We start from the raw sequence: 11,134 nt of genomic DNA, 5'->3' as shown, positions 1-11,134 counted from the left end.
ACATCCCGCTTCGCGGGACGTTCCCGGAAACCAGCGCGAACCCCTATGAATCAGACCCGTCAGGGTTGACGAAACAGATAGGGGCACCCCCCCGGGCGCAGCGTGCTCCTCTTGTTGTTCGGCGTTCACGTGTTGAGGCTCACCGGACTACTACAGAAACCCTCTTCTTTTTTCCTAAGTAAGGAAAGTCTGCGTCACCGCGTCACCAGACGGCCCGAAACGGCCTCTGACCTGCTGAAACAGCGGTGACGCAGAGCGGTTTCGTCTGCGTCATCCTGCGTCACCTGCGTCACCACGCGCGTCACCGATGACGTACGCCTGCGTCACCAATGACGCACTCCGACACCTCTGCGTCACCACAAAACCGCAGCTCAGACCCTATAAGTGACGCAGATGACGCGGTGACGCAGAAACGCGCGCCTCGGACAGGTGCCGCCGCACGGGGCTACGGTCGCTTCCCCACCCCTTGCGCCAGGTACCCCCTTGGAAGGTCGTACCGCAGTCGCCGTACGACGGGAGCTCTCGCCCGTCGAGGCGCCCGGAGGTCGCCCGCCGTAGGCGGTCCGCCTTGCCCTTCCCTGATGAACGCGCCTCTGAGCGCCCCTGCTAGACCTAGCAGCAGCGGTTGCTAGGTCTAGCAGGGCCGCTAGCAGCCAGCAGCGCCCTGACCAGGGAACTAGCGCCTAGCAGGGCCTCGGAGAACGCCGACCGTTCGGCCCTCCCCTGGCATTCCCGGAGGGACGACACCTTTCGCTAGAACCAAGTCGCAGCATCGCGCCCCGCGACACCAGGAGGCCCGGGGCCAGGACGGGTCTCGTCGCGGACAATGCTGCTGAGCCTTGATGAGTCACGACTCAGAGCAATACGAGCCCGACGCTCTCAGCGTGGCAGCGACCGCAGCACGGGGGCCGTGCGGTCATCAAAGCCGTGCTCCGCAAGGCGCGCGGGCCGCTGAGCGAGCCAGCCGGACACCTCGTCAGGATCGGCAGTGGTTCGCACGTGCCTGAAGCCCTGCTGGAGGTAGTACCGGTGCAGCCTGACATTCGATGTCCAAGCATCGAGCCGCAGCCACCGCGCCCCCTGTCGGGCAGCACGGTCCCCTGCCCAGTCAAGAAGTCGGCCACCCAGTCCGCGCCCCCCGTAGCGGCGATCGACGGTGAGCTTGTGAACGTACAGGGCGGGCTCTTCCCGCTCTTCCGGCGTCCAGAGGTCCCAAATCTCAGGGTCGATGTTGTGATCAAGCGTTACGGTCGCTACCGCTTCGCCCTCTTCGCGTTCCTTGACGAGAAAGACTTCTCCGGCGTTCACGCTCGCCGCAACGTGTTCTGCCGGGAACGGGGTGGACCACTGATCGGTGCCCAGTGACGTGAGCCAGGCCGCTGTATCTACCCGGAAACGAACCAGTCGGGGCACATCCTCCGGCTTCGCGGGCAGGACGATCATTCGCCCCCCTCCTCTGGTGCGGTTCGCTCGTACACCACGACGTGGCGGTCTCCTGGCAGAATGCAAGAGGTCACCTGAACAGGGCGGCCGTTGCGGTCATGACCGGTGGTGATCAGTTCGGCAATCGGAGTGCCGGCACGGAGGTTGAGGCGTTCCGCCTCTTCGGGCTTCGGCATCCTGACGTAGATCTCATCCAGTGCTTCCACCAGCCTGAAGCCCAGCTCTGCAAGCACCTGGTTGGTTCCGCGTTCCACGCTTCCCTCAGTCATCCACTCGGACCCTTCGACGAGGTCCAGGGCAACGTAAGAATCGTCGGTGGCAAAGGGCTCTTGACCGTCGACGTAACTCGTCCTTCGACGCACGGCCACGAGTTCCCCTTCCGCAAGCTGGAGCCGCCTACGGATGGGTTCACTGGGTAGGCACGTCTCCACCTCGATCGTTTGACTCCCGTCCCGTCCCTCCGATTCCAGGAGGTTCGTGAAGATGTCGACGGTCGGAGGCTTCCGGCGAAACTCGCTCTGAGGCCGGTAGACCAGGGGGCGCCACGTGCGAACGAATACCCCGGCACCCTGGCGACCCTCGACCAACCCATCCCCCTTGAGCAGGGCGACCACTCGGGCGATGGCTTGTGCACTGATGACGTACTGCTCGGCAAGCTCCCGGGTACTCGGCAGCTTGCTGCCCGGCGGGAACTCGCCTGCATCGATGCGAGCCCGCAGGTCAGATGCGATCTCGTGAATGCGCGGTGCGGTGGCGGCGCGGCTGTGGCTTGGCATGGGAACAGCTTAACGGCACTTCTCATGAGAAGCCGTTGACGGGCGGCGTGAAGTCCGTCTACCTTCAGTGCATCACTTCTCATGAGAAGTGATGCAGGAAATCCTACGCCCCTGCCCAGGGGCACCGCCATGCCTAAAACGGGCTTGGTACACGCAGGGAGCGGCGCCCAAACCGCCAAGTCAAGCCGCCGCTCCCCGACCCGAAAGGGGTACAACCATGATGCCTGGAATCGTCGCGGAACGGCGTGCCGAACAGGTCACGACCGGGGTCGTTCCTTCGGTCCCCGACATGACGGGCAGTGAGCGGACGGTGGCGCTGTACGCGTCGGACATGCCGACGCGTCGCCGTTACGGCACGAAGGACCAGGTCCGTGAGTGGATCGTGCAGGGTGCTTCGCGGCTCGGCGCTGAGGAGTTGCGCCGTCGTGCGGAGCTGTACAACGGGCATTTCATGCTGGCCGTGGGCGGCCTGGTCACGTCGGATGTGCAGGCCCGGCACGAGGAGCGTTTCCCCGACGGTCGGCGTCTTCGGATCGCTGAGCAGGCGACGGCTACGAGCAAGTGCTTCGACGGCATGAGCAAGACTGCGATCGCCCGGAACACGGCCGCGCAGGTCGACGGCGAGTGCGCGTGCGGCGGGACCGGCCTGGTCGAGATCATCGTTGACTGGGACCCCGGCGCCTCGTACAGCCAGCACTGCATGGTCCACCGTGCCGCCATGGCCGGGGCGGGCGTCCGATGAATTCTTTGGGCCCGATCGGCGCGCTGTATGCCCGCGTGGCGGTCCCGGCCGCTCCCGCCGTGCCTTTGGTGCGGCGGGAGCGGCGCCGGGACGGTGAGGAGTTCCCCACCGTCCCCGTGGCGGGCCTGGAACTGGACGTGAACGAGGTGGCCGCCGCGCTCTTCGAGGCCGCGGCTGACGAACTCGCCGTGCCGGTCCCGAGCACCGACACCCTGTATGCGGCCTTGCAGGCCGCCGTCACCGAACTCGGTCGGGCCAGGATCGCGGAGGTCCGCGAGACCTTCGAGGGCCTGCCCTCGGACGAGTTCCACGAGGTCGTGGACTGCCGGAGGTTCGCCTACCGGCTGGCCCTGTCGTTCTGGTACGCCGGGGCCCGCTCCCGGCCGCTGACGGTGGGGGAAGCGGCCGTGGCCCTGTACCTGTCGCCCGCCCACCGCCACCATCAGACGGACGCGCTCACCGCGCGGCGGGCGCCGTTGCTGGTTTCCCGGGCGATCAGGCAGGGTGCCGCCCTGGTCCCCCTCGAAACCCTCGTGCGACTCGGCCGGGCCATGACGGACGAGTTCACCACCCCTGTGACGCGGGGAGTCACGCAGGTCAGCCCCGACGCCCCCGGGTCGTCGCAGCCGGGCGTCACGGCCGTCACGCCGGGCCGTGACTGGCTCTGCCGGCAGGCGCTGCCGGACCGCCGCCGTCGCCGGTTCTGCTTCGACCTCATGCGCGCCGACACCCACCAGCCGTCCCCGCTCCTGGTCCGGCTGGACGGTGGCGGGCACGTTCTCGGGGCGACCCCGCCGCCCGGACCGGGCGGCACGTGGACACGCACCCTGCGGGCGGAGTGGTAGCCGTGCCCTTCCAACGGGTGGAAACCGTGAACGCCCCCGGTGGGCGAGGCGGACGTTCACGGTTTCCACCTCGCGTTCACCGACCCCGGTGGCATGTTCACCCCGTGCACCGGCCAGGCCCTCACTCCGTCCGCCCCGGCCGGTCGGGCGCCTGTTAGCCCGACTTGCCCACGCCCACCACACGGCCACCCGTGCGGTCACCCGATCGCTTGAACAGTTGGGGGGTGACCTGCGCGTACACCGTTCCCGCGCGGACACCCACGCGGTCACCCCGCACCGTCCGGCTGTGGAAGGGCCGCCGCGTGAACACCCCATCGGCCCGGTGAACACCGACCCGGTCGCCGTGAACATCCGGAGCCGCCGCGTGAACACCGACCCGCCGCCCGTGAACACCGACCCCGCACCTGCCCTCGATCAACCGACCCGATCCGAGCAGTACGAGATGGAAGGACTGGCGGCATGAACACGCCCCCACCCAAGTTGACCGACCCCCGATCGATCCTCCGCGCCGGACTCCCGGACCGCTACCTCACCCCCGAAGACATCGCCGTACTGCTCGCCGTTCCGATCGAAACCGTCTACCGCTGGCGCAAGCACCGCATCGGCCCGCCCGGCTTCCGCGTCGGCCGCCACGTCCGCTACGACCCCGCCGCCGTCCGCGACTGGATCGATCAGCAGACCGCCCACGACGCGGCATGAACCGCGCACCGCGCGGCACGAACCCGACTCGCGCGCGGCACCGCGCGGTAAAGCCCTCCCCCTCTACCCCGGGCCTGATCCACCGCCCGAACCGGCCGCCGACAGCGGCCCCACCCGGCGCCCGCCGGTAGAGGGGGCCCTTTACCCCGGTAGAGGGGGAGGTAGCGGCCTCTGACCTGCGAGGTAAGGCCGGTAAAGGGGGTCTGGACCCCCACGCCAAGACCCGCCTACCGAGGCGAAACGCCCAGGGAGGCGGCCCCCGTCGCCCCAGGGAGTCAGGGAGAACTCCCTAACCGCCTCCCTGGGGTGCCTCCCTGCCGGTGACCAGCACAAACCCTCATCCAGGGAGGCAGGGAGGCGCATCCCTCAACCACTCCGAAACCCCCTCCACAGCCATTTCCGCGGCACCCCCCTTGCCTCCCTCCCTGACAAGGGCACGCACCACGAACCGAAAGGACACAGCCCCACATGGCTGGCCACATCCAAGACCGCTGGTACAAGACCGAGACCGACGCCAACGGCAAGGAGAGCCGGGTCAAGACCAACCGTCACGGCACCGGCATGCGCTACCGCGCCCGCTACATCGGCCCCGACGGAACCGAGAAGTCCAAGAGCTTCCCTGACCGTCAGAAGCGCCTCGCCGAACAGTGGCTCACCCACATCGAGGCCGACATGTCCCGAGGCGAGTACATCGACCCCAAGACCAGCCGCACCACCTTCCAGCAGTACGCGGAACGGTGGATCGCCGCCCAGACGACCGACCCTGTGACCCGCTCGGCCGTCGAGATGCGGCTACGGCTCCACGCCTTCCCGCACATTGGCTCGCGGCCCCTCGGGGCGTTCCAGCCGGAGCACATCCGGGAGTGGACGCGGGCGCTGGAAAACACCGTGGCCGGTGCCACGTACCGGCGGGAGATCTTCAAGAACGTGTCCGCCGTCTTCACCGCGGCCGTGGACGACCGGGTGATCCAGCGGAACCCCTGCCGTGCGGCATCGGTCAAGGCGCCCAAGCCCGCGCCCGGCAGGGTACGGCCGTGGGACTCCGGGCGCGTCTTCGCTGTGCGGTCGGCCCTCCCCGAGCGCTTCCGCGCGATGGTCGACGTCGGTGGCGGGTGCGGTCTTCGACAGGGCGAGATCTTCGGCCTGCCGGCAGACGAAGTGGGGTTCGCCACAGGATGGCTGCACGTCGGGTTTCAGGTGAAGCTCGTGGACGGCCACCGGGTCTTCGCCCCGCCGAAGGGCGGCAAGGTACGTGACGTACCTCTCCCCCAGTACGTCGGCCGTGCGCTCACGGCCCACATGGCGGTCTTCCCCTCGGCGAACGTCACCCTCCCGTGGCTCAAGCCGGACGGACCGAAGGTGACCAAACGCCTGATCTTCACCAGCCACGATGGTGGGGCGTGCCGCCGGAACGACTTCAACTCCCACGCCTGGAAACCCGCTCTCGTGGCCGCTGGCGTCCTCCCCGTCCCCTTGCATGGCGAGCGGGCCAGGGCCTCCCGTGAAGACGGCATGCACGCGCTGAGGCACTTCTACGCCTCCGTGCTGCTGGACGCCGGGGAGAACATCAGGGCCCTGAGCCAGTACCTGGGGCACGGCGACCCGGGGTTCACTCTCCGGACGTACACGCACCTGATGCCGAGCAGCGAGAGCCGCACCCGGCTTGCCGTTGATGACATGTACGAGGCCGCCGGTCGGACGGATGACGGCCCACAGACGGCCCACGCCGCATGAGCGATGCCCCCACCTTCGGGAAACCCGCAGGTGGGGGCATCTTTAGCCCATGATCCGGCTTAGTTCTTCTGGATCTGGTCGAAGCTGAGCTCGACCGGGGTCTCGCGGCCGAAGATCTCGACGAGACCCTTGACCTTCTTCGAGTCGGCGTTGATCTCGTTGATCGTCGCCTGGAGCGTGGCGAACGGGCCGTCGGTGACGGTGACCGAGTCGCCCACCTCGAAGTCGAGCACCTGCACCTCGACCTTGCGGGCCGGCGCCGGCTTGCCCTCGGCCTCCGCGGCCTCGCGGGCGGCCTTCTCCTCCGCCTCCGGGGCGAGCATCTTGACGATCTCGTCCAGGGTCAGCGGGTACGGGTCGTAGGCGTTGCCCACGAAGCCGGTGACACCGGGGGTGTTGCGTACGACGCCCCAGGACTCGTTCGTCAGGTCCATGCGGACCAGGACGTAGCCCGGGAGCTTGTTCTGGCGGACGTTCTTGCGCTCGCCGTTCTTGATCTGGACGATCTCTTCCTCGGGCACCTCGGCCTGGTAGATGAAGTCCTCGACGTTCAGCGAGACGGCGCGCTGCTCCAGGTTGGCCTTCACGCGCTTCTCGTAACCGGCGTACGTGTGGATGACGTACCACTCGCCGGGCAGGCCGCGGAGTTCCTCGCGCAGGGCTGCGACGGGGTCGACCGGAGCGGCCTCCTCGGCATCGCTCTCGTCGTCGTCGGAATCCGCGTCGGCTGCGGCGTCGTCCTCGATGTGCAGGGCGGCCTGCTCGGCAGGCTCCCCTGCGGCGGCGTCGGCAGCTTCGGCCTGGTCCGGCTCCTCGGCATCCGCCGCCTCGACGATGTCGAGCTCGTCCTCGGCGGACTCGAAGGCGCCCGCCGTCGGCTCGACGGCGTCGTTCAGGTTCGGGTCAGACACGGTGGCTGCTTCTTCCTGGCTACATATGGGTGGAACATGCGAAAGGGGCGCCCATGAGGCGCCCTCCGCGGGATCAGCCGAAGACGTACTTGATGACCCGCTGGAATCCGAAGTCAATCACGGTCACGAGGCCGATCATGACGACGACGAATGCGATCACCACAGTGGTGTACGTCGTCAACTGGGAACGAGTCGGCCAGACGACCTTGCGCAACTCGGCGATGATCTGGCGGTAGAACAGCGCGAGGCGCCCCAGGGGGCCCTTCTTTCCGCGCTTGCCGCCCTTCCGGGTCTTCTTCTTCGACTCGGGTACTTCATCCTCGGCATCAGGCATGTCGATGGAGCCCACGGCGTCCGTCACGCTTCTCACCTGATTCCGGGTCGTGGCCGTGCCGCGCCCGGTGGAGCCGCACGGCGGTGCATTGAAGTACGTACATGCGCACACTTCCTGGCGAAGAAGTGTGTAGCAGGGCCGGAGGGACTTGAACCCCCAACCGCTGGTTTTGGAGACCAGTGCTCTACCAATTGAGCTACGACCCTTTGTGGTTTCCACCAACCTACCGCATCTTCCCGGGTGCTCCGGGAGGGGAAGCGATTCGGCCGGTGAAGGCCAACGACAGGTGAGTGTACGTGTTCGGCGGCCCGGCGTCGAACAGTTAGCTCGCGGCATCCCCCGCCGCATGTCGTTCGCGGGCCGTCCGGACGCCTTCGGGATCCTGTCCGCTCCCCGAAACCCTCGCGCCGCCGGGCCCGGCGGTCTGGGACCATGGAGGCCATGAGCGCTGCAACTTCTCCGTCCGAGCGCCGGGTCTCCGCCCGCGTCGGCGCGATCTCCGAGTCCGCCACCCTCGCCGTCGACGCCAAGGCCAAGGCCCTCAAGGCCGCCGGCCGTCCGGTGATCGGCTTCGGCGCCGGCGAGCCCGACTTCCCGACCCCCGGCTACATCGTCGAGGCAGCCGTCGAGGCCTGCCGCAACCCGAAGTACCACCGCTACACCCCGGCGGGCGGGCTCCCCGAGCTCAAGGCCGCGATCGCGGAGAAGACGCTGCGCGACTCCGGCTACGAGGTCGACGCCTCCCAGATCCTCGTGACCAACGGCGGCAAGCAGGCCATCTACGAGGCGTTCGCCGCGGTCCTCGACCCGGGCGACGAGGTCATCGTCCCGGCCCCGTACTGGACCACCTACCCCGAGTCGATCCGGCTGGCCGGCGGCGTCCCGGTGGAGGTCGTGGCCGACGAGACCACCGGCTACCGGGTCTCCGTGGAGCAGCTGGAGGCGGCCCGCACGGAGAGGACCAAGGTGGTCCTCTTCGTCTCGCCCTCCAACCCGACCGGCGCCGTGTACGCCGAGGCCGAGGCCGAGGCGATCGGCCGCTGGGCCGTCGAGCACGGCCTGTGGGTGCTGACCGACGAGATCTACGAGCACCTGGTCTACGGCGACGCGAAGTTCACCTCGCTGCCGGCGATCGTGCCCGAGCTGCGCGACAAGTGCGTCGTGGTCAACGGTGTCGCCAAGACGTACGCGATGACCGGCTGGCGGGTGGGCTGGCTCATCGGCCCGAAGGACGTCGTCAAGGCCGCGACCAACCTCCAGTCGCACGCCACGTCCAACGTCTCCAACGTCGCCCAGGTGGCCGCACTGGCCGCCGTCTCCGGGGACCTGGACGCGGTCGCCGAGATGCGCACCGCCTTCGACCGGCGCCGCCGGACCATCGTCCGGATGCTCAACGAGATCGACGGCGTGCTGTGCCCGGAGCCCGAGGGCGCGTTCTACGCGTACCCCTCGGTGAAGGGGCTGCTCGGCAAGGAGATCCGCGGCAGGCGCCCGGCCACCTCGGTCGAGCTGGCGGCGCTCATCCTGGACGAGGCCGAGGTCGCGGTCGTGCCGGGCGAGGCGTTCGGCACGCCGGGTTACCTGCGCCTTTCGTACGCCCTGGGCGACGACGACCTCGTCGAGGGCGTCTCGCGGCTCCAGAAGCTCCTGGCGGAGGCCAAGGCGTAGCAGCGCTGAATGCTGGAATTCCGTCACCGACCCCCGGCTCCGGCCGGGGGTCGCTTGTTTGTTCGTACGCAACCCCGGATTGGCAAAGCGGCTACCGCCGGACCCCGCGTGTGCGACAAGATCCTGGGATGGAGCGTGATGTACGGCTGTTGCCCAAGGCCCACCTGCACCTGCATTTCACCGGGTCGATGCGGCCCACGACCCTGCTCGAACTCGCCGACAAGTACGGCGTGCGCCTGCCTGAGGCCCTGACCGGCGGAGAACCGCCCCGGCTGCGGGCCACGGACGAACGGGGCTGGTTCCGCTTCCAGCGGCTCTACGACATCGCCCGCTCCTGTCTGAGGGCCCCCGAGGACATCCGGCGGCTGGTGCGCGAGACGGCCCAGGAGGACGTCGCCGACGGTTCCGGCTGGCTGGAGATACAGGTCGACCCCACCTCGTACGCCCCGCTGCTGGGCGGACTGATCCCGGCGATCGAGATCATCCTGGACGCGGTGGACGCCGCCTCGCGGGAGACCGGTCTGCCGATCCGGGTGGTGATCGCGGCGAACCGGATGAAGCACCCGCTGGACGCCCGGACGCTGGCCCGGCTCGCGGTGCGGTACGCGGACCGGGGCGTGGTCGGCTTCGGGCTCTCCAACGACGAGCGCCGGGGCATGGCCCGGGACTTCGACCGGGCCTTCGCCATCGCCCGGGACGGCGGTCTGCTGGCCGCCCCGCACGGCGGCGAGCTGTCGGGCCCCGCCAGTGTGCGGGACTGCCTGGACGACCTGGACGCCTCCCGGATCGGGCACGGCGTCCGGGCCGCCGAGGACCCCCGGCTGCTGCGCCGGCTGGCGGAGAGCGGGGTGACCTGCGAGGTGTGCCCGGCGTCGAACGTGGCGCTGGGCGTCTACGAGAAGCCCGCCGATGTCCCCCTGCGGACTCTGTTCGACGCCGGGGTGCCGATGGCGCTGGGCGCGGACGACCCGCTGCTCTTCGGCTCCCGGCTGGCCGCCCAGTACGACCTCGTACGGCACCATCACGCGTTCACCGACGAGGAGCTCGCGGAGCTGGCCCGGCAGTCGGTACGCGGCTCCGCCGCGCCGGCCCCGGTCCGCACGGAGCTGCTGGCGGGCATCGACGACTGGCTGGCGAAGCCTGTCGGCTGAGAGCCTGCCGGATGGCCTTCGATCGGAAAGCGGACGCGGCTTGGTGCGTGCGATTCCAAGGCGCCGGGATGTCCTGGGATGGAGCTCTGAGCCGCGGGCGCCGCGCGGATCCGTCCGGCCGCGCACCCGGCACGCGGATGCGCGCGAGCGGGTGTTCACTTCCCGGGAGGTGCGTCATGAGGATCACGGTGTTCGGTGCGACGGGCGGCGTCGGCCGGGAGATCGTCCGCCAGGCGGTGGTGGCGGGCCACGAGGTGACGGCGGTGGTGCGCGATCCGGCACGGCTGCCCGTACCGCCTCCCGGGGTGAGCGTCCGCACGGTGGCGCGGCCGGAGGATCCGGAGGCGCCGTGCGAAATGGTGGCGGGCCGGGACGCGGTGCTCTCCGGGCTCGGCTCGCGCGGGCGGAGGGCCGACGGCGTGGCGGAACGGCTGACCCGGTCCGTGCTGCGGGCGATGGAGGCCGAGGGGACGCGCCGGCTGGTCGTGGTCGGCGCGGCCCCGGTCGGCCCGCGCCCGTCCGACGACCCGCTGGTGGACCGGCTGGTCCGCAGGGTGGTGGGGGCGGTCCTCAAGGAGGTCCACGCGGACCTGGCGCGCATGGAGGCCGCGCCGGCCGAGAGCGCGACGAACTGGACGTCGGTACGGCCGCCGAAGCTCACCGACGGCCCGCTGACGGGCACGTACCGGACGGTCGTCGGCGGCGGTCCGCGCGGCGGCCGGCCCATCTCGCGGGCCGACGTGGCCCACGCGATGCCGGCCCTGGTCGACGACCCGGCCGCGGTGCGGCGGGGCGTGGGGGTGGCGTACTGAGGAGCCCCCGCGCGCCGGG

12 protein-coding genes and 1 tRNA gene are annotated in these 11,134 nt (G+C 69.4%); 8 read left to right on the top strand and 5 right to left on the bottom strand.

Going from position 1 to position 11,134, the window contains the following annotated elements; all coding sequences use genetic code 11:
* Positions 1–879 precede the first annotated feature (879 nt).
* Positions 880–1,443, bottom strand: coding sequence for a GNAT family N-acetyltransferase (locus ACFYXM_RS16250; RefSeq protein WP_389289789.1), 564 nt, complete (start codon positions 1,441–1,443; stop codon positions 880–882).
* Positions 1,440–2,219: a GntR family transcriptional regulator gene (locus ACFYXM_RS16245; RefSeq protein ID WP_389289788.1), complete on the bottom strand. Its 780-nt coding sequence runs from the start codon at positions 2,217–2,219 to the stop codon at positions 1,440–1,442. The genes ACFYXM_RS16250 and ACFYXM_RS16245 overlap by 4 nt, the downstream gene beginning before the upstream one ends.
* 217 nt (positions 2,220–2,436) lie before the next feature.
* Here ACFYXM_RS16245 and ACFYXM_RS16240 point away from each other — a divergent pair, with 217 nt between their 5' ends.
* The 5 genes from ACFYXM_RS16240 (at position 2,437) to xerC (ending at position 6,239) form a co-directional block, all read left to right on the top strand.
* On the top strand, positions 2,437–2,961 hold the full coding sequence (locus tag ACFYXM_RS16240; RefSeq protein ID WP_389289786.1) for a hypothetical protein: 525 nt from the start codon (positions 2,437–2,439) through the stop codon (positions 2,959–2,961).
* Entirely contained in the window at positions 2,958–3,806 is an 849-nt protein-coding gene (locus ACFYXM_RS16235; RefSeq protein ID WP_389289784.1) for a hypothetical protein, read from the top strand. Before ACFYXM_RS16240 ends, ACFYXM_RS16235 begins: the two co-directional genes overlap by 4 nt.
* 286 nt (positions 3,807–4,092) lie before the next feature.
* On the top strand, positions 4,093–4,269 hold the full coding sequence (locus ACFYXM_RS16230) for a hypothetical protein (protein WP_389289782.1): 177 nt from the start codon (positions 4,093–4,095) through the stop codon (positions 4,267–4,269).
* Entirely contained in the window at positions 4,266–4,505 is a 240-nt protein-coding gene (locus tag ACFYXM_RS16225; protein ID WP_389289780.1) for a helix-turn-helix domain-containing protein, read from the top strand. Before ACFYXM_RS16230 ends, ACFYXM_RS16225 begins: the two co-directional genes overlap by 4 nt.
* Before the next feature lie 468 nt (positions 4,506–4,973).
* Positions 4,974–6,239 (top strand): tyrosine recombinase XerC, encoded by a 1,266-nt coding sequence (gene xerC / locus ACFYXM_RS16220; protein ID WP_389289778.1) that lies wholly within the window; start codon positions 4,974–4,976, stop codon positions 6,237–6,239.
* Between the two features lie 59 nt (positions 6,240–6,298).
* On the opposite strand, the gene nusG is transcribed toward xerC, so the two are convergent.
* The 3 genes from nusG to ACFYXM_RS16205 form a co-directional block, all read right to left on the bottom strand.
* The gene (gene nusG / locus ACFYXM_RS16215) at positions 6,299–7,150 is read right to left on the bottom strand and encodes a transcription termination/antitermination protein NusG (protein WP_073786748.1); all 852 of its coding nucleotides are present in this window, start codon (positions 7,148–7,150) and stop codon (positions 6,299–6,301) included.
* Positions 7,151–7,223: 73 nt separating this feature from the next.
* Entirely contained in the window at positions 7,224–7,511 is a 288-nt protein-coding gene (gene secE, locus ACFYXM_RS16210) for a preprotein translocase subunit SecE (RefSeq protein WP_073786747.1), read from the bottom strand.
* Between the two features lie 106 nt (positions 7,512–7,617).
* A tRNA-Trp gene (locus ACFYXM_RS16205) sits at positions 7,618–7,690 on the bottom strand.
* 235 nt (positions 7,691–7,925) lie between these two features.
* On the opposite strand from ACFYXM_RS16205, the gene ACFYXM_RS16200 reads away from it, so the two are divergent.
* The 3 genes from ACFYXM_RS16200 (at position 7,926) to ACFYXM_RS16190 (ending at position 11,115) form a co-directional block, all read left to right on the top strand.
* Positions 7,926–9,152 carry a pyridoxal phosphate-dependent aminotransferase gene (locus ACFYXM_RS16200; protein ID WP_389289776.1) on the top strand — a complete coding sequence of 409 codons (1,227 nt, stop codon included), beginning with the start codon at positions 7,926–7,928 and terminating at the stop codon, positions 9,150–9,152.
* Between the two features lie 128 nt (positions 9,153–9,280).
* Positions 9,281–10,303 carry an adenosine deaminase gene (locus ACFYXM_RS16195; RefSeq protein ID WP_389289774.1) on the top strand — a complete coding sequence of 341 codons (1,023 nt, stop codon included), beginning with the start codon at positions 9,281–9,283 and terminating at the stop codon, positions 10,301–10,303.
* A gap of 176 nt (positions 10,304–10,479) precedes the next feature.
* Positions 10,480–11,115: an NAD(P)-dependent oxidoreductase gene (locus tag ACFYXM_RS16190; RefSeq protein ID WP_389289772.1), complete on the top strand. Its 636-nt coding sequence runs from the start codon at positions 10,480–10,482 to the stop codon at positions 11,113–11,115.
* Positions 11,116–11,134 lie beyond the last annotated feature (19 nt).

Source organism: Streptomyces sp. NPDC002476 (genome assembly GCF_042889785.1).
GTDB lineage: Bacteria > Actinomycetota > Actinomycetes > Streptomycetales > Streptomycetaceae > Streptomyces.
Note: the sequence above shows the minus strand (reverse complement) of the source record. Positions and strands in the feature narration are given on the sequence as shown.